Source organism: Pseudomonas sp. 14P_8.1_Bac3 (genome assembly GCF_025466085.1).
In the GTDB taxonomy this organism is placed as follows: domain Bacteria; phylum Pseudomonadota; class Gammaproteobacteria; order Pseudomonadales; family Pseudomonadaceae; genus Aquipseudomonas.
The window spans coordinates 37,434-58,168 of record NZ_JANLOD010000050.1; the positions used below are offsets into that span (position 1 = coordinate 37,434).

The following is a 20,735-nucleotide window of genomic DNA, read 5'->3' on the forward strand; positions in this document are numbered from 1 at the left end:
ATCGTATTCGCCTTTTGCGGGCCCGTGGGTCGGCGCTGATACGTGAGGTGGTTGAGTTCATGTCCTTTACCCGTCGACAAATACTCGGTGGTCTGGCCGGTCTTGTGGTAGTTGGCGCGGGGGCCGGTGGCGCGTCGCGTTACTGGCTGGGCAGGATGGCCGATGGCGACGCGGGCCACGACTACGAGCTGATCGCCGCACCGCTGGACGTCGAGCTGGTCGCCGGGCACAAGACTGAAGCCTGGGCGTTCGGCCCTTCGGCGCCGGGCACCGAGTTGCGCGTCCGCCAGGGCGAATGGCTGCGGGTGCGCTTCATCAATCACCTGCCGGTTGCCACGACCATCCACTGGCACGGCATCCGCCTGCCGCTGGAAATGGACGGCGTGCCGTACGTCTCGCAGCTGCCGGTGCTGCCGGGGGAATACTTCGATTACAAATTCCGTGTGCCGGATGCCGGCAGCTACTGGTATCACCCGCATGTGAACAGCAGCGAGGAACTCGGTCGCGGCCTCGTCGGGCCGTTGATCGTCGAAGAGCGCGAGGCCACCGGTTTCAAGTACGAGCAAACCCTGAGCCTGAAGAGCTGGCATGTCGACGAGCAGGGCGCGTTTCTGCCGTTCAGCATTCCTCGCGAAGCCGCGCGTGGCGGCACCGCGGGGCGTCTGGCGACGATCAATGGTGTCGCGCAAGCGGTGATCGATTTGCCCGCCGGGCAGATCAGCCGGGTGCGCGTGCTCAACCTCGACAACACGCTGACGTATCGCCTGAACATTCCGGACGTCGAAGCGCAGATCTACGCGCTGGACGGCAACCCCATCGAACCGCGCCCCTTGGGCAAGGAGTACTGGCTCGGGCCGGGCATGCGGATCTGCCTGGCGATCAAGGCACCGCCGGCCGGTGAAGAATTATCGTTGCGCAATGGCCCGGTGCGCCTGGGCACCTTCCGTTCAGTGGCCAACAGCGACGCGCCGACCGCATGGCCGCCGGCGCTGCCCGCCAATCCGGTGGCCGAGCCGGACCTGGCCAATGCCGAGAAACTCAACTTCAATTTCGAATGGGTCGGCTCGGTGTCGGTGAATGTCGACAACGGCAAGCCGCCAAGCCTGTGGCAAATCAACGGCAAAGCCTGGGACATCACCGACAAGACCTGCGCCGACCGCCCGATCGCCAGGCTCGAAAAGGGCAAGAGCTACATTTTCGAATTGAAAAACATGACTCAGTATCAGCACCCGATTCACTTGCACGGCATGAGCTTCAAGGTGATCGCCTCGAACCGGCACAAGGTGATTCCGTACTTCACCGACACCTACCTGCTGGGCAAGAACGAGCGGGCGCAAGTCGCGCTCGTGGCGGATAATCCGGGCGTGTGGATGTTCCATTGCCATGTGATCGACCACATGGAAACCGGCCTGATGGCCGCCATCGAGGTGGCGTGATGCGGCAGATTCGTCCTGCGGCGATCATCGATCGCAGCCGTGACCGTGACTTCATGCATGAAGCCCTGGCGCTCGCGGCACAAGGCGCGGCGCTGGGTGAAGTGCCGGTGGGCGCGGTGCTGGTGCAGGACGGTGAAATCATCGGCCGCGGCTTCAATTGCCCGATCAGCGGCAACGACCCGAGTGCCCACGCGGAGATGGTCGCGATCCGCGCCGCCGCCACGGCCGCCAGCAATTATCGCCTGCCGGGCAGCACGCTCTACGTGACGCTGGAGCCGTGCAGCATGTGCGCCGGGCTGATCGTGCACTCGCGGATTGCGCGGGTGGTGTATGGCGCGCTGGAGCCGAAAGCCGGGATTGTGCAGAGCCAGGGGCAGTTCTTTACCCAGGGCTTCTTGAATCACCGGGTGCTGTTTGAAGGTGGGGTGTTGGCTGAAGAGTGCGGGACTGTTTTGAGCGAGTTCTTCAAGGCGCGCCGGGCGAAACCCGCAATCTGAAATACGACATTGAACCCGGTGGGAGCGGGCTTGCTCGCGAATGCGGAGGGTCAGTCAGCATTGATATTGCCTGCTCCACCGCTTTCGCGAGCAAGCCCGCTCCCACAGGATTATGTGGTGGCCGGGATTACTTGCGGGCCACGATTACCGCCCGCATCGGTGCAGGCAAGCCTTCGATCGTCTTGCTGTGGTCGTCCGGATCAAGAAAGTCACTGAGCGACTGGTACTTCATCCACTCCGTGCCGCGCTGTTCCTCGACCGTGGTCACGCTCACATCCACGCATTTCACGTCGCTGAATCCCGCACGCCGCAACCACAACTCCAGCGCCGGCACCGACGGCAGGAACCACACGTTGCGCATCTGCGCATAACGGTCTTCCGGCACCAGCACCTGTTGCTGATCGCCCTCAATCACCAGCGTTTCCAGCACCAGTTCACCGCCCTTGACCAGGCAATCCTTCAGCGCCAGCAAATGCTCGATCGGCGAACGACGGTGATAAAACACGCCCATCGAAAACACCGTGTCGAAGCCTTCCAGGTTCGGCGGCAGGTCCTCGAACGGAAACGGCAGGTGCCAGGCGTTCGGTTCGGACAGATACCGCTGCACCGCCTGGAACTGACAGAAGAACAGCCAGTTCGGATCGACGCCGATCACGCTGTCGGCACCGGCGCCGAGCATGCGCCACATGTAGTAGCCGTTGCCGCAGCCGACATCGAGGATGCGTTTGCCCTTCAGGTCCAGATGCGGGGCGACCCGCGACCACTTCCAGTCGGAGCGCCATTCGGTGTCGACATGCACGCCAAACAGGTCAAACGGGCCCTTGCGCCACGGTGACAACCCCATCAATGCGGTACGCATCTGCGCGCGGGTGGCGTCATCGCAGTCGGTGTCCAGCGTCAGGCCATTGAGCAGATCGACTTCGCTCGGCTGGATCTTCGGCAAGGCGTCCAGCGCACTTTGCCAACGCTCGAGGTCGCCGTGGCCCTTCTCCATTTTCTTGTCGAGTTGTGCTTGCAGGGTGTTGGCCCATTCGGCCAGCGGCGTCCCGGCCAGGCGGCGGGCGAGGGGAGACAGATCAATCATGGCAAGGCAATCAACGAGGCAAAGTTAAGACACTGGAACCACGGCACGACTTTCGAGAACCCGGCGGCCAGCAGGCGCTCGCGGTGTTCTTCGAGGCTGTCGGGCTTCATGACGTTTTCGATGGCGCTGCGCTTCTGGGCGATTTCCAGCTCGCTGTAGCCGTTGGCGCGTTTGAAGGCCACGTGCAGGTCGGTGAGCAGCGCGTGTTCTTCGGGATCATTGAAACGCAGCTTTTCCGAGAGGATCAGCGCGCCGCCGGGCAGCAGCGACTGACGGATGCGCGCGAGCAACGCGGTGCGCTGGTCCGGGGCGATGAATTGCAGGGTGAAGTTCAGCGCCACCACCGAGGCCGGCTGGAACTCGAGGGCGAGGATGTCGCCTTCGATCACGTCGACCGGCAGCAACTCCTGGAACATCGAGTCCTGGCCGTTGAGGTATTCGCGGCAGCGTTCAACCATCGCCGCTGAGTTATCCACAGCAATGACGCGGCAGCCGTCGGTGCGCACATGTCGACGCAACGCCTGGGTCACCGCGCCGAGGGACGAGCCCAGGTCATAGAGCACGCTGTGGGGCTGGGCGAATTGCGCGGCGAGCACGCCAAGGTTTTCCACGATGGTTGGATAACCCGGCACCGAGCGCTTGATCATGTCCGGGAACACCCGCACCACGTCCTCGTTGAAGGCGAAGTCGGGCACCTGGGCCAAAGGCTGGGCGAAAAGGCGATCGGGTTCTTTGCTCACGGCGGTTCCAGCGGCGTAGGTGGAAAAGGCCGGCATTTTAGCCAACTTGGCGCGGGGATGCGCGGGTTGTCTGATAAACCGTGGGGCTGGCTGTGACGATTGTGTGTTGAGTGAGATCGCTTTCGCGAGCAGGCTCGCTCCCACAGGTGGAACGTGATCTCTGTGGAAGCGGCCTGCTTGAAGGGTCAGCGGTCTATGGCCTATCGCCGTCCCTCGCGAGCCATTGGGTGATGATGCGCTCAGAGAATGAAAATATGTTCGGAGGTGGTCCAGTCTGAATACAGGCCATTTCGTTCCTGCCGTATCCTCAACACGTGTACTTCGCCATTGTCAGTGAGCGGGAAATCAGGGCGGACCTGAAATCCGTAGGGCCCGTCTATAGCGGTGGTTGCTCTGTGAACGATCGTCGGCGTGCGTTTGTTGAAGACTTCGATCTGAACTTCAGCACCCCACTCGGCGGTGCCTTTGATCAAATGCCCAAGGTGAATGGCACTACCGTCGGGGGGAGACTCGCGGACGGGCGGGGGGAGCACGATCCTGTAAGTGACGGGCTCGGAAATGGCGCCCCACTCCTTGTTGTCCAGGTGCCGCACTCGGACAGTGAGTGAGCTGTTCAGATTAAACGGCAAACTCCCGCTCCACATTCCCGACGCATTGGTAAAACCCATGCTACGCCACACATCCTGTTCTTCATGGTGGCTGATCAGAGTTTCCAGGCCCACTACGCCCGTCCCCGTGAAGGGGATCGTCCCGGCAAAAAGAACGTCCCCCGCTTTAGGCGAAGTGATGACCGGTGCAGGAATATCGGCAAGGCTGGTTTTGGCGGTAGTCGATTCCTCCGGGCCGTCGATGACGACGCCGTCTAATCGGCGAATACGTGGTTTCATGATAGTCAGCTCCTTTTTTTGGAGCTTTAACGCTATCAACTGGCTCGGGCAATCGGACCTGTCAGAAATACTAGTCCTGACGAGTGGTGTCGGGAATCCATCGGGTGGAGGACTGGCTGAAAGTCGAGGCGGTTATTCCCCATTGCCCCAACCAGTAGCTGAGAATGATCACGTATGGCGCTGCATAAAACGGCGCAACGAAGCGGTTGATGCCAATCACGCTGTCCGAAAACACGAACGCCACGGCACCGGCAGCGGCGAGCAGCGCCGAGCGTTTGGGTACGTCGGTGCCGAGGCGGGCCAGGGCTCTCCAGAGCATTGCCGTGATGGCCAGGCCGTACACGATGACCGGAATCAGCAGCGGGCCCAAACCATTGGAGATCAGAATCCCCAACAGCACCGCGCCCACCGCCAGGGCGATGATCAGCGGCAGCAGCGCCAGGCGCCGGCAATCGCTCAGATAGGCTTTCAAATAAGCCAGGTGCGCAACCAGAAATGCCCCGAGGCCGAACACGAACAGATCCCCCGGCCACGCCAGCAGCACATCGCCGAGCAGGGAAAAAATCAGGCCCAGGCTGATCCAGCGCCGGTATTCGCTGGGCGGCGCATCGTGCAGCCATCCCAGCAAGGCCAGCACCGGCAGCGGTTTGACCAGCAGGCAGAGCAGCGCGGCGTGCACGCTCAGCCCGTAGATAAAGGTCACCGCGCCCATCAGCGCCAGGATCAGCCAGCCCATGATCAGTTGACCGAGATCGCGCAGTCGAAGGTTTCCACCGCCGGCACTTCCGGCGCCCAAGGCTGTTGCGAGGTCAGGCGCAAGCGTCCGGAACCGGCGGCGAACGCCTGGAAGCGCCAGGTCGACACACCGGCTGCACCGACGACGCCGGCGTCTTCAGGGTTTCGATAGACCTCCGGGCCCAGCGCGCGCAACACGCCACCGGCGGAATCCTGGATCGCCCAGCGGTAGCCCGTGGTCGGGTTGCTCGGAAGGCTCAGGATCAGATTTTGCCCACTGGCCATCTTCAACGGGCACTCGCTTTGTTTTTCCACGGTCACGTTCTGTTTCGGTTGCGTGGCGCAGGCGGCCAGCAAGGAGAGGGCGAGGGGGACAAACAGGCGGGTGGGGGACATAAGGTCAGTGGCTCCGGCATTCACGACGAACGGCGAGCATAACCGAGATGAGACAAATTGTGACAGCGGCGGAAACTGGCGGTGTCAGGGCTGACGCCATCGCGAGCAGGCTCGCTCCCACAGGGGGTTTGTGATTGACACAGATCCAATGTGGAAGCGGGCTTGCTCGCGAAAGCGATCGAACAGGCGTTAGCGCTCTGTCAGAACAACACCTTCGCCACATCCGCAAACCGCTTGGCGAAATGCACGGTGATGCCTTCTTTCAGATAATCCGGCAACTCGTCGAAGCTGCCACGGTTCGGCTCCGGCAGGATCAACTCGAAAATTTTCTGCCGCCGCGCCGCGATCACCTTCTCGCGCACCCCGCCAATCGGCAACACGTGCCCGGTCAGCGTCAGTTCGCCGGTCATGGCCACGCCTTTTTTCGGCGGCTGGTTGCGGGCCAGCGAGAGCAGGGCGCTGGCCATGGTCACGCCGGCGCTCGGGCCGTCTTTCGGGGTGGCGCCTTCCGGCACGTGCAGGTGGACGAAGGCCTCGTCGAAGAACTTCGGATCGCCGCCGAACGACTTCAGGTTCGAGCTGACGTAGCTGTAGGCGATTTCCGCCGACTCTTTCATCACGTCGCCCAGTTGCCCGGTGAGTTTGAAGCCGCGGTTGAGCGTGTGAATGCGCGTGGCTTCGATCGGCAAGGTAGCGCCGCCCATGCTGGTCCAGGCCAGGCCCGTGATCACGCCGGTGCCGGACAGCACTTGTTCGTTGCGGAACACCGGATGCCCCAGTGACGACTCGAGGTCTTTCGGCCCGAGCTTGATCACTGCTTTCGGCTCGTCGATCAATTTCACCACGGCTTTGCGCACCAGTTTGCCCAGTTGTTTTTCCAACTGACGCACGCCGGCTTCTCGGGCGTAACCGTCGATCAAGGCTTTCAAGGCGCTGTCGCTGATGCTCAGGCTGCCTTTGGACACGCCGGCCTTTTCCAGCTGCTTGGGCCACAAGTGGCGCTTGGCGATGGCGATTTTTTCTTCGGTGATGTAACCCGACAGGCGAATGATTTCCATCCGGTCCAGCAATGGGCCGGGGATCGAGTCCAGGGTATTCGCGGTGCAGATGAACAGCACTTTCGACAGGTCCATTCGCAGGTCGAGGTAGTGGTCGAGGAATTCGACGTTCTGCTCTGGATCGAGGGTTTCCAGGAGCGCCGAGGCCGGATCGCCCTGATAGCTCTGGCCCATCTTGTCGATTTCGTCGAGCATGATCACCGGGTTCATCACTTCGACGTCTTTCAACGCTTGAACCAGTTTGCCCGGCTGCGCGCCGATATAAGTACGACGGTGCCCCTTGATCTCGGCCTCGTCGCGCATGCCGCCGAGGCTGAAGCGATAGAACGGCCGGCCGAGGGATTCGGCGATGGACTTGCCGACGCTGGTCTTGCCCACGCCCGGCGGACCGACCAACAGCACGATGGAGCCGCTGATCTCGCCTTTGTAGGCACCGACCGCGAGGAATTCGAGGATGCGGTCCTTGATGTCATCGAGGCCGGCATGGTGTTTGTCCAGCACCTTGCGCGCATGCTTGAGGTCGAGTTTGTCCTCGCCGTACACGCCCCACGGCACCGAGGTCGCCCAGTCGAGGTAGTTGCGGGTGACCGCATATTCTGGCGATCCGGTTTCGAGGATCGACAGCTTGTTCATTTCTTCTTCGATGCGTTTTTGCGCCTGGGCCGACAGGACCTTGCCTTGCAGCCGCTGCTCGAACTGTTCGATGTCGGCGCTGCGGTCGTCCTTGGTCAACCCGAGTTCTTGCTGGATGACCTTGAGTTGTTCCTTGAGGAAGAACTCGCGCTGGTGCTCGCCGATCTTGCGGTTCACTTCAGCGGAAATTTCTTTTTGCAGACGCGCGACTTCGACTTCCTTGCGCAGCATCGGCAGGACTTTTTCCATGCGCTTGAGCATCGGTACGCAGTCGAGCACTTCCTGCAGCTCGCTGCCAGTCGCCGAGGTGAGGGCGGCGGCGAAGTCGGTCAGCGGCGACGGGTCGTTGGGGCTGAAGCGGTTGAGGTAGTTCTTCAACTCTTCGCTGTACAGCGGGTTGAGGGGCAGCAGTTCCTTGATCGCATTGATCAGCGCCATGCCGTAGGCCTTGACCTCGTCGGTCGGCTCGGTCGGCTGGTGCGGGTATTCGACTTCCACCAGGTACGGTGGGCGATGGTGCTTGAGCCAGGTGCGAATACGCACGCGGGTCAGGCCCTGGGCGACGAATTGCAGCTTGCCGTTTTCGCGGCTGGCGTGATGCACCTTGACCAGCGTGCCGTAGAGCGGCAGGGCCGAGGTGTCGAAATGACGCGGGTCTTCCTGGGGCGTGTCCATGTAGAACAGGGCCAGGGAGTGATGATCGGATTTGCTCACCAGGTCCAGGGTTTCCGCCCAGGGCTCTTCATTGACGATGACCGGCAGCACCTGGGCCGGGAAGAACGGGCGGTTGTGGATCGGGATGATGTAGACCTTGTCCGGCAGGTTCTGGCCAGGGAGGGCGAGGCCTCTGCCGGTGGAAGGGTGTTCGGCGTTCTCGGGGTCGGCGTATTCGCTCGGGTCTTCAGGAAATGCTTGCTGGTCGCTCATGGGGCACCTGCGCAATGGGGTATGGGTCTTAGATGGGGCAGGTTGAGGGTGGTTTCAATGGCAGGGGATATTTCGGGGGGCGTGTTCAGGGTTTGGACAGGTCGCGACGGCTGCCATACGCGGTTCAACGGTGGGAGCGGGCTTGCTCGCGAAAGCGATTCCATATTCATCGGTGATGTTGCCTGACACACCGCATTCGCGAGCAAGCCCGCTCCCACACTTGTTCGGTGGCGGCCAAAAAAAGGCGACTCCTTTGCGGGAGTCGCCCTGGTTTTATCGTTGCTAAACCTTACTCGGACAGTTTGTAAGCAATCACATAGTCACCCTGTTTGGTGCCCAGCGAACCGTGACCGCCGGCAACGACCAGCACGTACTGCTTGCCGTCCTTGCCGGTGTAAGTCATCGGCGTGGTTTGCGCGCCGGCAGGCAGGCGGCCTTCCCACAGTTGCTTGCCATTTTTCACATCATAGGCGCGCAAGTACTGGTCGAGGGTGCCGCTGAGGAAACCGACGCCACCGGCGGTGGTGAAAGTGCCGCCCAGGCTCGGTACGCCCATGGTCAACGGGATTGGTACCGGCGAGCTGTCGCGCACGGTGCCGTTCTTGTGCTTCCACAGGACTTTGGCGGTGGTCAGGTCGATCGCTGCCACATAACCCCAGGCTGGCGCTTGGCACGGCAGGCCCATTGGCGACAGCAAGGCTTCGAGGATTACGCCGTACGGCGCGCCTTTGTTCGGCTGCACGCCTTCGGTTTCGCTCTTGCGCGGGCCTTGGGCGGCGATTTCCGCGGCCGGGATCAGTTTCGATTTGAACGCCATGTAGCTCGGGTTCACGAAAGCGATCTGACGCACCGGATCAACCGAGATACCCCCCCAGTCGAACACGCCGAAATTGCCTGGATAAACGATCGAACCCTGCAGCGACGGCGGGGTGAACGGGCCGTCATAACGCATGGATTTGAAGTCGATCCGGCAGATCAGTTGGTCGAACGGCGTCACGCCCCACATGTCGCGCTCTTGCAGCGGTGGCGGCATCAGGTTGAGGTCGGACTTCGGTTGGGTCGGCGAGGTGTGATCACCGGCGACAGCGCCTTGTGGCACCGGCACTTCGTTGATCGGCACGATCGCTTTGCCGGTGCTGCGGTCCAGCACGTAGATGCTGCCCTGCTTGGTGGATGCGAGTACCGCCGGCTTCACGCCGTCAGCGGTTTTCAGGTCCATCAGGGTGGGCTGGCCACCGACGTCCATGTCCCACAGGTCATGGTGGGTGAACTGGAAGTGCCATTTCACCTGGCCGGTCGCGATGTCGAGGGCGGTCAGGCCCGCCGCGTGCAGTTCCGACTCAGGGGTACGTGCGCCACCGAACTGGTCCGGGGTCTGGTTGCCCATCGGCAGGTAGAGCATGCCGAGTTTTTCATCGACGGCGAACATGGACCACATGTTCGGCGAGTTGCGGGTATAGACCTTGCCTTCAGCAATGGGCGTGGTGTCGTTCGGGTTGCCGCTGTCCCAGTTCCACACCAGTTTGCCGGTGTGCACGTCGAACGCGCGGATCACGCCGCTCGGTTCGTCGGTGGAGACGTTGTCGGTGACGTGGCCGCCAATCACAACCAGGTCTTTGGTGACGGCTGGCGGCGAGGTGGAATAGTAGCCGCCGGCATTGAAGCCACCGATGTTGGCGCTCAGGTCGATCTGGCCTTTGTTGCCGAAGTCTTCGCACATCTTGCCGGTGTCGGCGTCGAGGGCGATCAGACGGGTGTCGGCGGTCGGCAGGAAGATCCGGCGCGGGCAGACACTGCCGGCCGGCGCGGGGCTGGCGGCGCCTGTCGGGCTCTGCTCGGAGGCATACACGGCGTCATCGTGATACGACACGCCACGGCAGGTCATGTGCGCCCAACCCTTGAAGTTAGCCGCGTTCTGCGTCGAGAGCTTAGGATTGAAACGCCAGATTTCCTTGCCGGTGTCCGGATCCAGTGCGATCACCTGGCTGTGCGGCGTGCACACGTAGAGCATGCCGTTGACTTTCAGCGGGGTGTTTTCGGCGGTGGTTTCGCCCGGATCGTTCGGGCCGGGGATGTCGCCGGTGCGATAGGTCCAGGCCGGAACCAGCTTGCTCACGTTCTGCGGGGTGATCTGCGCCAGAGGCGAGTAACGGTCACCGTGGGCGCTGCGGCCGTAGGAATTCCAGTCACCGTCAGGCATCGCCGGCGCCGTGTTGGTCATCCCCGGCACGCTGTCGCGGTCCAGTTGGCCCTTGATTTCACCGGGGTTGGTGAACTGGCTTGCCAGTGCCGCCACGCCCGCCAGCACCACGGCCACGCTCAGCGCGCCGGTGCCCTTCGGTGCGGCGCCTTCGCGCAGCAGTGGACGACGGAACCAGGGCAGCAGCATGACGATGCCCAGTGCAAACAGCAGCGCCAGACGCGGCACCAGTTGCCACCAGTCGAGGCCGACTTCCCACAATGCCCAGACGGTGCTGGCGAACAGCACCAGTGCATAAAGTCCCAGCGCAGCACGGCGCGCCAGCATCAGCAGCACGCCGGTGACCACCAGGCCGATGCCGGCCAGCAGGTAATACAGTGAGCCGCCGAGCATGCTCAGCTTGATCCCCCCGGCCAGCAAGGCCAGACCCATTAGCAGAAGCAGAATGCCGAGCAGGGTCGGCAATAGACGGCTTCGACTCAAAGCACCATCAGTGCTCATAGTGTGGTTCTCCGTGACGTTTCAAATTGTTTCGCGCAAGTTCACTGTAGATGACGATCCGGCGCGGGCATGGTTCAGTTAAAGATAAAGGGCCGCTGTCACTGCCCTTGTGGGAGCTGGTGCTGATTAGAAGGAAGATTGGATCTTGATCCCGCCGATCAGCGCATCATCGACCCGGTCCACGCCACCGGGGTGGCGGATGTATTGCAGGTTCGGGCGCACGGTCAGCCAGTTCGTGACGTGCACGCCGTAATAGAGTTCGGCGCTGTACTCGGTGTCTTGCGGCGGCAGGTAGGACGGGTCGTCGAAGTCGTAGACCGCACGGGCCTGGTTGCTCGCCTCGGCATTCTTGCGATAGGCCGGGTTGACGTGGACGCGGGCCATGGCGAAGCCGATGTCGTCTTTGGCGCGAGCATCGAACAAGCCTTTGTAGACGACGCCCGCCTGGACGTAGTTGTCGATGGCGTTGGTCTTCTTGTCGTGCATCGTGCCGTTGGCGAACACGCTCAAACCGCGGGAGTGGTCGCTGGCGCGGCTGGTCAGTTGTTGCTGCGCACCCAGCCACATACCGTGCTTGCTCGACGCGCTGCGATAAGCCTCGCCGCTCAGGGCTGCCGGTTGGCCGTTGCGGTCCTTGTAGGCGTCGGTCGCATTGGCATTGCTGTAGTAATAGCCGGCGCGGTATTCGCCCGGCAGGCCGTCGAGCTTCGGCGCCCAGACCAGCTCTACCGGCAAGACCGCGCCCTGGGTGCCGCTGCCGCTGAGTTTGAAACCGTTGCCGCGATCCAGGTTCGACGGGTTCTGCTCGTACGCGCCGATTTGCGCGTACAGCTCCGGCGTCAGGTGATATTTGACCCGCATCGCCCACTGGCTGACCGGCCAGTTGTACCAGATGCCGCCCACCCAGTTGCCGACCTGAGAACCGCAGAACGCCAGGTTCTGGAAATCGCAGGGGAAGCTGTTGAAGTCTTCGCCTTCACCAAAACGGCCGACCTTGATATCGAGCTTGCGGTCGAAGAATGCCTGCTGATACCACATCTGCGTCAGGCGCCAGGTTTGCCCGCGACCCCAGACTTCCTGGGCGGAGGTGAAGCCGCCCACCCGCGGATCGTTGATCCGGTCATTGCTGATGTTGTTGCCGCTGCGTTCGGTGACGGTCAGCTGAAATTCCGCGCCGTCCCAACCGAGGATCTTCTGCAAGTCGAGGTGAGTGCCGAGGCCGAACTGATCGCTGTAGCGAGCGGTACGGTCATGGTCAGAGCCGCCGTGCAGATTGCTGCCCATTTCGCCGGTGTAATCGACTTTGAAGTCGTAGCCCTTTTCCGAAAGTTCGCTGCGTGTGCCGTTCCAGTCGCCGAGCATCCACGGTGATTCGCTGTCGAAGGCCGGTGCGGCCTGAACGCAGGTGGCGAGGCCGAGTGCGGTGAATCCGCCGATCAGGTTCAGGGAGTTTCGGGAGGAAACGGCTGCGCAGACAGCGCTGTCTCGCAATGATTGAAAGTAAGGCATGGGGAAAATTCTTGGTCTTTTCTGGGGGATGAACTGCAGGCAGGAGCAAAGCAGGTTGCAGAAGCGTTTCAGCGGGTCGGGCGCAAGGATAATGTTCTGTTACAAATAGAGAAAGCGCTTTTCCCGACATGAATTCTTTCGAATTCGGTAACAGTGTGGGGGTAGATCTCCCGTCCGCCGCCTCTCCCTGTAGGCGCTGGCTTGCCAGCGATGGCGGTCTGAAAATCAATGCAAGGCTCGATGGCCTCATCGCAGGCAAGCCAGCTCCTACGGTGGATCGTGTGCAGATGATCCGCTCCGTTTGGCCTACATTTGACTGATAGCACACAGTGCCCCTTTCACCGGAACACACCCTCGGCTAAGGTGCGCGGCTTCCCACTCAATCACCGCTCGAAGGCCCGGCATGACCGAACAGAACAACAACCCGCTGCACGGCGTGACGCTGGAGCAAATCCTTAATGCGCTGATTGAACATTACGAGTGGTCGGGGCTGGCCGAGCGCATCGACATCCGGTGTTTCAAGAGTGACCCGAGCATCAAGTCGAGCCTGACCTTCCTGCGCAAAACCCCGTGGGCGCGGGAGAAAGTCGAACGCCTGTACGTGAAATTGATGCGGACCAAGCGGCCGCTCTGAACATGCGCCTCCGGCCGGCCGTGGGCCGTGGTTTCGTGGCCGTCGCCGCCTTCCTCGGCTGGGCGGGACTGAGCATTCAGCTGTACCTGATTTTCTATTCACGCTGGACGCTGGCAGCCAGTTTGCTGGGCGGGCTGCTGAGTTTTTTCAGCTACTTCACCGTGTTGACCAATACCCTGGTCGCGACCGTATTGACCTGCGAACTGACCTCCCGCGAATCTGCCGCACGCCGCTGGTTTTTACAGCCATGGGTCAGCAGCGGGATCGCCGTGAGCATCGCCGTGGTCGCCCTGGCGTACAACATTTTGCTGCGCCATTTGTGGCACCCCGAAGGGTGGCAGTGGCTGGCCGATGAGTTGATGCACGACGTCATGCCTCTGCTGTTTCTGGCTTGGTGGTGGCTGGCCGTGCCCAAAGGCACCTTGCGTTTGCGGCACCTGGCGCGGTGGCTGGTTTACCCACTCGTGTACTTCGCTTATGCGCTGCTGCGCGGGCATTTGCTGGCGGTTTATCCCTATCCGTTCATTGATGTGGATAAGTTGGGTTATCCACAGGTGTTTGTGAATGCGGGAGGGTTGTTGGCGGGGTTTGTTGTGATTGCTTTGCTGGTGATCGGGATTGATCGGTGGCGCGGCAGATCGACGAAACTTCAGTGATGCTCTAAACGCTTTCGCGAGCAAGCCCGCTCCCACAGGGATTTGTGATGGACACAGATCCAATGTGGGAGCGGGCTTGCTCGCGAAGAGGCCCGAAGGTTGTCACTCCTCGTCGCTATCACCCAACTTCCAATAGCCGGCGGCTTTCACAAACTGCTCATTCAACCCATGCTCATCCAGCAGCACCCGGCGAATCTGCCGTGAGACCTTGCTCTCGGTGGCGACCCAGGCATACAGATTGCCGCTCGGCACTTGCAGCTGTTTCACAGTGGCCAGCAGGTTGTTCCTGCCACCCTCGCGCAATACCCAGATCACATTGATCTGCGCCGGGCTGTCCAGCTTCTGCTGTTCGGCACCGTTCTCCACTTCAACGACCACCAACGCCCGGCGATTCGCCGCCAGGCCCTCCAGGCGTCGGGCGATGGCGGGCAGGGCAGTTTCGTCGCCGATCAGCAAATAGCTGTCGAAGATGTCCGGCACGATCATCGAGCCCCGTGGCCCTCCGATGTGCAGAAATTGACCTGGCTTGGCCTGCTCGGCCCAGGTCGATGCGGGGCCATCGCCGTGCAGCACGAAGTCGATGTCCAGTTCCAGCGTGTCCAAATCGTAGCGGCGTGGTGTGTAGTCGCGCATCGCCGGCATCGGGCCGTTGTCCTTGCCGGCACCCAGCACCAGCGTTTCCAGCGCCGCCTGTTCCGCGGCGTTTTGCGGAAACAGCAGCTTGACGTGGTCGTCGCTACCGAGGCTGACGAAACCGGCCAGCTCCGGGCCGCCCAGGGTGATGCGGCGCATGCGCGGCGTCAGGTCTACCACGCGCAGGACCTCCAGGCGACGGCGTTTGATTTCGTGCATGACGCGGTGAATGGTTTGCTCGAGCACTTCAGTCATTCGGTTTTCTCCGTTGCGGTCGCCACGGCAGGGCCGTCGACGATGGCTTTGGCGGTGTCATTGAGCAGCGCGGCGACCCGCAGGATTTCTTCGGGGCTCCAGCGTCCGTGATGCAGTTGCAACGCATGGCGCAGGTTATGCACAGCCTCGTGGATCTCGGCCGGCCGGTCATGCCCGCGTAACGAACGCTTGCTGACGTCGATGCGCATGCGCACGCCGTCCAGGGCAATCGCTTGCTCGCTTAAAGACAGACGTCCGGCGTCGGTCACGCTGTAGCGTTTTTTTCCGCCTTCGGCGTCGCCCAGGATCATTTCGCTTTCTTCCAGAAACGTCAGGGTCGGGTAGATCACCCCGGGGCTGGGGCTGTAGGCGCCGTCGAACATGCCTTCGATCTGGCGGATCAGGTCGTAGCCGTGGCAGGGCTGTTCGGCGATCAACGCCAGCAACAACAATTTCAAGTCACCCGGAGCAAACACCCGTGGGCCGCGACCGCCGCGTTCACGGCCGGGACGTTTTTCGAAGCCGTCGCGACCGTCGCCGTGTTCGCGGTGCGGGGAATGATGGTCTCTCATTGTTCCTTCTCTCTGTCGTGTTTAGATACAACTTAAGATATATCTTAAGAAAGAGGCAAGTACACACGACGAACGGTCGGGCACGGTTGCCCGGCCTCGATTGAGACAACGAAGGGATTGATCCGATTCAAACGGACGGGCTTCAGCGCCGCGCGACCTCGACCGGCAGGCATTCCGTGTTGTTGCCCGGCTGCAAGTACGGCGTGAGGATGGGCGCCATGCCCTTGAGCACCTGCACCGGCAACGCCGAGGTGAATTTGAACGCTTCGGCGGTGCGCCCGGGCACGAACGCGGTCAACGTGCCGAAGTGGTGATCGCCGATGTAGAACACGAACGTCGCCGTGCGGTTGATCGACTTCGAACTCAGAATCCGCCCGCCGGAACCGAAGGCTTCGATGCGGTTGTCCCCGGTCCCCGTTTTGCCGCCCATGCCCAACGGTTTGCCGTCCGGTGTCACGAAGCTGCCCGACACCCGTTTGGCGGTACCGGCATCCACGACCTGCGACAAGGCTTCGCGCATGGCCCTGGCCACTTCCACCGGCATCACCCGTTTGCCGACATCGGGGTCGTTGATCAGCTTGGTTTCATACGGCGTATTCGCCGCGAAGTGCAGGCTGTCGATGCGCAGGGTCGGCATGCGCACGCCATCGTTGAGGATGGTGCCGATCAGCTCGGCCAACGCGGCCGGCCGGTCGCCGGAGCTGCCAATGGCGGTCGCCAGTGACGGCACCAGGTGATCGAACGGATAGCCCACTTTCTGCCAGCGCTGGTGAATGTCGAGGAACGCCTCGATCTCCAGCATGGTGCGGATGCGGCCATCCCGGGCGCCCTTGTGTTTGCTCTTGAACAGCCAGCTGTAAACCTCCTGGCGTTCAAACTGGCTGGCCTTGACGACGTCGCTCCACTTGGCGTCGGGATGATTCAACAGATAACCCATCAGCCACAGATCCAGCGGGTGGACCTTGGCGATGAACCCCTGATCCGGCAGGTCATAAATGCCGGGGGCGTAGCTTTCGTAAAGACGTTGCAGGCGTTCGTCCGTGAGTTTTTCGGTGAGCTTGGCGCCGCTCATGTGTGAGCGCACGAAGCTGTTGAAGCTTTCCTGGCTGGCCTGCGGCAGCAAATAGCGATGCACCGCCGCCATGCGGATCGGCGTCGGCCGCATGCTGTCGAGGAAGGTTTCGAGCCGCTCCTGAGTGTCCTTGTTTTTGTACTTTTTCCAGAACTTCAGCAGGAACGAAGTGCCTTCGCGGTCGGCGAAGGAAGCCAGGTATTCCTGGCGCCGCGGATCGCGGTCATCCCCGAGCAGTGCGGCGCTGTTGTTCGGGCCGGAATAGGTGGTGTAGCGCACCAGGTCACGCATCAGCCGAATGAACGGCAGATTGATGGATTCGCGCAGGGCATCGCGCAGGGTCGGTATGCGGCCGTTGTCTTCGTTACGGAAGTTGTGGAAGACGTGCAGCCCGCCACCGGTGAAAAACGCCTCGCCGGGGCTGGCCGAGTATTTGCGGTCCAGCGCAGCGCCAAGCATGCTTTGCAGATTACGATCCTTGTTCTGGATCAGGTAGTCGACGGCCCAGCGGCTCAGGCGATCCTGATCCGGTACGTCGACTTTCTTCAATTCCGGCACGCTCATCCCGGCGTATTTATCGTGCAGCTCGGAGATGATTTGCAGGTAAGTGGTGAGCACACGCATTTTCGCGGTGGAGCCCAACTCGAGCTTGCTGCCTTCGTTGATGTCGAACGGCTGATCGGTGCTGTCGGTCTGCACCCGTACGCGCGAGCCGTCCGGGGTCAGTTCGAACAGGGTGAAGCTGTAGCGCACCTGGGTGGTGCTGGTGGGGGTGAGCAGGCGTTCGCCGATCAGGCCGATCTGCGCGGCGTACGCGGGATCGGCCAAACGCTTGAGGTATTCGGTGGCCTGGGTCTGCAGGTCGCCTTGCAACGTGCTGGTGGCCGAGAGGTCGAGGCGATCGAGGTCGTACAGCGGCCGATTGAGCAGCCCAGCCAGTCGGCTGCGCGCCACGCTGATGCCTTTGTTGGTTTCGATCGGCTGGATTGTCGGTTGGGCCTGCCAATCACGGTAGGTCACTTTGCTGGCCAGCGCGGCCGCGGCAAACGGTGCATCGATCACGTTGTTCTGGGCCAGCAGGCGAATGTGGCTGTCGGTGAGGTCAGCCAGCTCGTCATGGCCCTTGGTCAGGTAATGGGAGGGGCGGCGCTGGGCGATCATCAACGAGAGCATTTCACGCAGGGCCAGGCCCCTCGCCGCCAGGGCCTTCGGATCGGTGTCGGTGCTGGCCAGCGCATCGTTGGCCTCATTGAAATCGGCGCCGTACCAGACGCGCAGGCCCTCGGCCATGCCATGCACTTCACCATGGCCCGGCACCGCCGACAGCGGCACGCTGTTGAGGTAATCGCGGACCACGTTTTTCCGCGCCTCAAGGGTTTCCGGCCCGGCCTGATAGGCGCGGATGCTGGCGGAAATCATCTGACGGATCTTTTCGCCGCCCGACACCGTCAGCCCGTCGGGGGAATGACGGTACTTCTCGAGTTGTGTCGCCAGCGTACTGCCGCCCGCCGACTGGCCAGGCATGTGGAGCAACTTGGCCACCTGCGACCACGCGGCCATGCCAAAACGCGGCCAGTCCACGGCGGGGTTGGCCCGGGGCTGTTTTGGATCGAGCAGGAAGCGGTTTTCGATGAACAGCAAACTGTTCACCACCACTGGCGGGATGGCATCGAAGCTGGAGTAGAGTTGTTGCGGGTATTTGTACTGATACAACGGCGCCGCGCGGCAGTCGGTAATCAACAACCCCGCCTGGATTTTCTCCTGATAGGGCACGAAAAGGCCCTTGTCGCTGTAGTCCATCATCGCCTGGGAAAAGCGCGTCTGGGCCGCAACCACGTAATCACGCTTGATCAATCGCGGCAGGAATTCCCCCAGCGAGCTGTATCCCAGACGCAGGTCGAAAGGCCCGGCGCCGGGGTAGCGGATCGCATCGCTGGGGCCGGGTTTCAGTTCATAGGTCAGGGTTGCGGCAAACTTGCTGGCTTCGCGGGATTGAAACTTCGAGGTGCGCATTTCCTTGGCGGCCGCCAGCCCCACGACGACCGCGATAATCAACAACAGTAACCAGAAAGCCTTCCAGCCGTGCTTCGTGCGACTGCGAGGCGGTTTTTCAGGTAAAGGCGCTTCATCCACACGTTCAGTCGGAACCACAGATTTACTCGAATCGGTTTGCCACAAAGCGCCCATAGTCGACTGATCCATTCACGCAGATTGATCGGACTTGTCTGAAGCTTAGTCGGTGGTTGGCGATGGTGAAAAAATTGTGAACACGGTTGTCGCGAATTTCCCGAATCCACGCCGATCCTGTAGGAGCTGGCTTGCCGGCGATGGACGCTCGGGCAACGCGCTTACCCAGGCGCAATGCGCCATCGTTTACGACCCTCGCTGGCAAGCCAGCTCCTACCAGAGTGCTTCATGGCTGTGAAGGCCGGATTAGAGCCATCGCACTGCAAGTTCTACCTTCGTAGGGACATGACGATGCACCAATGCTGTGCAATACTCCGCGCCGTTTCGGTGACGAATATTCCTACAAAAGCCAGGTGATGCGCCTCCGCTAGCTGGGCTTTTGCCGAGAGTTCCCGCTGAATGTTGTGGTTTATAGAGTGAAAACTCCTGTAGGAAGCTTTTTATACTGCACGCCCCGCTGATCTTGGAGGTTTGTCCTACAAGACGGTTCTGCCCACGAAGCAGGGCCGGTTTCAGGCAAGCAATGGCTTATCGGCCAGCGCTTCGACACTCGGTGGCCCTACCCAATAACAAGACGAGGTTGTACCCCATGCCAGTCGGCAATCACCTGCCCCACGGCGAGACCGCTCAGGGCGGCCCGCTTAAACGCGAACTCGGCGAACGGCATATTCGCTTGATGGCGCTCGGTGCCTGTATCGGCGTCGGCCTGTTCCTCGGCTCGGCCAAGGCCATCGAAATGGCCGGCCCCGCCATCATGCTCTCCTACATCATTGGCGGTCTGGCGATCCTGGTGATCATGCGCGCCCTCGGCGAGATGGCCGTGCACAACCCGGTCGCCGGCTCCTTCAGCCGTTACGCCCAGGATTATCTCGGCCCGCTGGCGGGCTTCCTGACCGGCTGGAACTACTGGTTCCTGTGGCTGGTGACGTGCATCGCGGAAATCACCGCGGTGGCGGTGTACATGGGCGTCTGGTTCCCGGATGTGCCGCGCTGGATCTGGGCGCTGGCGGCGTTGATCAGCATGGGCTCGATCAACCTGATCGCGGTCAAGGCCTTCGGTGAATTCGAATTCTGGTTCGCCCTGATCAAGATCGTCACCATCATCGCCATGGTCGTTGGCGGCGTCGGCGTGATCGCCTTCGGTTTCGGTAACGACGGCGTGGCGCTGGGCATTTCCAACCTGTGGGCCCATGGCGGTTTCATGCCCAACGGCGTGCAAGGCGTGTTGATGTCCCTGCAAATGGTGATGTTCGCCTACCTCGGCGTCGAGATGATCGGCCTGACCGCGGGCGAAGCGAAGAACCCGCAGAAGACCATTCCCAGCGCCATCGGCTCGGTGTTCTGGCGGATCCTGCTGTTCTACGTCGGCGCGCTGTTCGTGATCCTGTCGATCTACCCGTGGAACGAAATCGGCACCCAGGGCAGTCCGTTCGTCATGACTTTCGAGCGTCTGGGCATCAAGACCGCCGCCGGCATCATCAACTTCGTGGTGATCACGGCGGCGCTGTCGTCCTGCAACGGCGGCATCTTCAGCACCGGGCGCATGCTCTACAGCCTGGCGCAGAACGGCCAGGCCCCGGCCGGTTTCGCCAAGACCTCGAATAACGGTGTGCCGCGTCGGGCGTTGCTGTTGTCGATTTTCGCCCTGTTGCTAGGCGTGCTGCTCAACTACCTGGTGCCGGAGAAAGTCTTCGTCTGGGTGACGGCCATCGCCACCTTCGGCGCAATCTGGACCTGGGTGATGATCCTGCTGGCGCAGCTGAAATTTCGCAGGGGCCTGAGTGCCAGCGAACGTGCCGGCCTGAAATACAAGATGTGGTTGTACCCGGTCAGCTCGTACCTGGCGCTGGCGTTCCTGGTGCTGGTGGTCGGCCTGATGGCGTACTTCCCGGACACCCGCGTGGCGCTGTACGTCGGCCCGGCATTTTTGCTGCTGCTGACGGTGTTGTTTTATGTGTTCAAGTTGCAGCCGACCAATGCCACGCAAGGGACGGTGCGTTCGGTTTCGTGATGGACGCTTGAAATGAAAAAGCCCCGGTTGTTGTGACCGGGGCTTTTTCGTTTGCGGGTAGAGATCTGTTGTCTGAGCGGCCGTCTTCGCGAGCAGGCTCGCTCCCACAGGG

General features: G+C 61.6%; 16 protein-coding genes. 5 read left to right on the forward strand and 11 right to left on the reverse strand.

Translation table 11 applies throughout. The annotated features are described in order from the left end of the window. Positions 1-59: 59 nt before the first annotated feature. Positions 60-1,436: a multicopper oxidase family protein gene (locus tag NTD84_RS16175; RefSeq protein WP_262167327.1), complete on the forward strand. Its 1,377-nt coding sequence runs from the start codon at positions 60-62 to the stop codon at positions 1,434-1,436. Further along, positions 1,436-1,933, forward strand: a complete 498-nt coding sequence (tadA, locus tag NTD84_RS16180; protein WP_262167329.1) for a tRNA adenosine(34) deaminase TadA — start codon at positions 1,436-1,438, stop codon at positions 1,931-1,933. Before NTD84_RS16175 ends, tadA begins: the two co-directional genes overlap by 1 nt. Before the next feature lie 127 nt (positions 1,934-2,060). On the opposite strand, the gene cmoB is transcribed toward tadA, so the two are convergent. From cmoB to NTD84_RS16220, 8 genes are all read right to left on the reverse strand, one after another. Further along, positions 2,061-3,017: a tRNA 5-methoxyuridine(34)/uridine 5-oxyacetic acid(34) synthase CmoB gene (gene cmoB / locus NTD84_RS16185; protein WP_262167332.1), complete on the reverse strand. Its 957-nt coding sequence runs from the start codon at positions 3,015-3,017 to the stop codon at positions 2,061-2,063. Further along, positions 3,014-3,793 carry a carboxy-S-adenosyl-L-methionine synthase CmoA gene (gene cmoA, locus NTD84_RS16190; protein WP_262167334.1) on the reverse strand — a complete coding sequence of 260 codons (780 nt, stop codon included), beginning with the start codon at positions 3,791-3,793 and terminating at the stop codon, positions 3,014-3,016. The genes cmoB and cmoA overlap by 4 nt, the downstream gene beginning before the upstream one ends. 203 nt (positions 3,794-3,996) lie before the next feature. Continuing rightward, a complete protein-coding gene (locus NTD84_RS16195; protein WP_262167337.1) occupies positions 3,997-4,644 on the reverse strand; it encodes a hypothetical protein in 648 nt (215 codons plus the stop codon). Between the two features lie 70 nt (positions 4,645-4,714). Next, entirely contained in the window at positions 4,715-5,380 is a 666-nt protein-coding gene (locus NTD84_RS16200; protein ID WP_262167340.1) for a lysoplasmalogenase, read from the reverse strand. A 2-nt stretch (positions 5,381-5,382) separates the two neighbouring features. Further along, positions 5,383-5,775, reverse strand: a complete 393-nt coding sequence (locus tag NTD84_RS16205) for a protease inhibitor I42 family protein (protein WP_262167343.1) — start codon at positions 5,773-5,775, stop codon at positions 5,383-5,385. Positions 5,776-5,975: 200 nt separating this feature from the next. After that, entirely contained in the window at positions 5,976-8,393 is a 2,418-nt protein-coding gene (gene lon, locus NTD84_RS16210; protein ID WP_262167346.1) for an endopeptidase La, read from the reverse strand. Positions 8,394-8,682: 289 nt separating this feature from the next. Next, entirely contained in the window at positions 8,683-11,094 is a 2,412-nt protein-coding gene (locus NTD84_RS16215; protein WP_262167349.1) for a glucose/quinate/shikimate family membrane-bound PQQ-dependent dehydrogenase, read from the reverse strand. 126 nt (positions 11,095-11,220) lie between these two features. Beyond that, positions 11,221-12,603, reverse strand: coding sequence for a carbohydrate porin (locus NTD84_RS16220; protein WP_262167351.1), 1,383 nt, complete (start codon positions 12,601-12,603; stop codon positions 11,221-11,223). A gap of 403 nt (positions 12,604-13,006) precedes the next feature. Between NTD84_RS16220 and NTD84_RS16225 the strand changes: the two genes are divergently transcribed. Continuing rightward, on the forward strand, positions 13,007-13,237 hold the full coding sequence (locus tag NTD84_RS16225) for a VF530 family protein (RefSeq protein ID WP_262167354.1): 231 nt from the start codon (positions 13,007-13,009) through the stop codon (positions 13,235-13,237). 2 nt (positions 13,238-13,239) lie between these two features. Beyond that, on the forward strand, positions 13,240-13,893 hold the full coding sequence (locus NTD84_RS16230) for a Pr6Pr family membrane protein (protein WP_262167357.1): 654 nt from the start codon (positions 13,240-13,242) through the stop codon (positions 13,891-13,893). A gap of 102 nt (positions 13,894-13,995) precedes the next feature. Here the strand turns inward: NTD84_RS16230 and NTD84_RS16235 are convergent, their stop codons facing one another. The 3 genes from NTD84_RS16235 to NTD84_RS16245 all read right to left on the reverse strand — a co-directional run bounded on the left by NTD84_RS16235 (position 13,996) and on the right by NTD84_RS16245 (position 18,612). Continuing rightward, positions 13,996-14,781, reverse strand: a complete 786-nt coding sequence (locus NTD84_RS16235) for a siderophore-interacting protein (protein ID WP_262167360.1) — start codon at positions 14,779-14,781, stop codon at positions 13,996-13,998. Next, on the reverse strand, positions 14,778-15,353 hold the full coding sequence (locus tag NTD84_RS16240; protein ID WP_262167363.1) for a PadR family transcriptional regulator: 576 nt from the start codon (positions 15,351-15,353) through the stop codon (positions 14,778-14,780). The genes NTD84_RS16235 and NTD84_RS16240 overlap by 4 nt, the downstream gene beginning before the upstream one ends. A gap of 142 nt (positions 15,354-15,495) precedes the next feature. Continuing rightward, positions 15,496-18,612 (reverse strand): transglycosylase domain-containing protein, encoded by a 3,117-nt coding sequence (locus NTD84_RS16245; protein WP_262167366.1) that lies wholly within the window; start codon positions 18,610-18,612, stop codon positions 15,496-15,498. A gap of 589 nt (positions 18,613-19,201) precedes the next feature. On the opposite strand from NTD84_RS16245, the gene NTD84_RS16250 reads away from it, so the two are divergent. Beyond that, a complete protein-coding gene (locus tag NTD84_RS16250) occupies positions 19,202-20,623 on the forward strand; it encodes an amino acid permease (RefSeq protein ID WP_262167369.1) in 1,422 nt (473 codons plus the stop codon). Positions 20,624-20,735: the final 112 nt, after the last annotated feature.

Coding starts and splice junctions, on each gene's coding strand:
- NTD84_RS16175 (WP_262167327.1), top strand. CDS start 60: ATGTCCTTTACCCGTCGACAAATACTCGGTGGTCTGGCCGGTCTTGTG.
- tadA (WP_262167329.1), top strand. CDS start 1,436: ATGCGGCAGATTCGTCCTGCGGCGATCATCGATCGCAGCCGTGACCGT.
- NTD84_RS16200 (WP_262167340.1), bottom strand. CDS start 5,380: ATGGGCTGGCTGATCCTGGCGCTGATGGGCGCGGTGACCTTTATCTAC.
- NTD84_RS16230 (WP_262167357.1), top strand. CDS start 13,240: ATGCGCCTCCGGCCGGCCGTGGGCCGTGGTTTCGTGGCCGTCGCCGCC.
- NTD84_RS16220 (WP_262167351.1), bottom strand. CDS start 12,603: ATGCCTTACTTTCAATCATTGCGAGACAGCGCTGTCTGCGCAGCCGTT.
- NTD84_RS16225 (WP_262167354.1), top strand. CDS start 13,007: ATGACCGAACAGAACAACAACCCGCTGCACGGCGTGACGCTGGAGCAA.
- cmoB (WP_262167332.1), bottom strand. CDS start 3,017: ATGATTGATCTGTCTCCCCTCGCCCGCCGCCTGGCCGGGACGCCGCTG.
- NTD84_RS16240 (WP_262167363.1), bottom strand. CDS start 15,353: ATGAGAGACCATCATTCCCCGCACCGCGAACACGGCGACGGTCGCGAC.
- lon (WP_262167346.1), bottom strand. CDS start 8,393: ATGAGCGACCAGCAAGCATTTCCTGAAGACCCGAGCGAATACGCCGAC.
- NTD84_RS16215 (WP_262167349.1), bottom strand. CDS start 11,094: ATGAGCACTGATGGTGCTTTGAGTCGAAGCCGTCTATTGCCGACCCTG.
- NTD84_RS16235 (WP_262167360.1), bottom strand. CDS start 14,781: ATGACTGAAGTGCTCGAGCAAACCATTCACCGCGTCATGCACGAAATC.
- NTD84_RS16245 (WP_262167366.1), bottom strand. CDS start 18,612: ATGGGCGCTTTGTGGCAAACCGATTCGAGTAAATCTGTGGTTCCGACT.
- NTD84_RS16195 (WP_262167337.1), bottom strand. CDS start 4,644: ATGAAACCACGTATTCGCCGATTAGACGGCGTCGTCATCGACGGCCCG.
- NTD84_RS16205 (WP_262167343.1), bottom strand. CDS start 5,775: ATGTCCCCCACCCGCCTGTTTGTCCCCCTCGCCCTCTCCTTGCTGGCC.
- NTD84_RS16250 (WP_262167369.1), top strand. CDS start 19,202: ATGCCAGTCGGCAATCACCTGCCCCACGGCGAGACCGCTCAGGGCGGC.
- cmoA (WP_262167334.1), bottom strand. CDS start 3,793: ATGCCGGCCTTTTCCACCTACGCCGCTGGAACCGCCGTGAGCAAAGAA.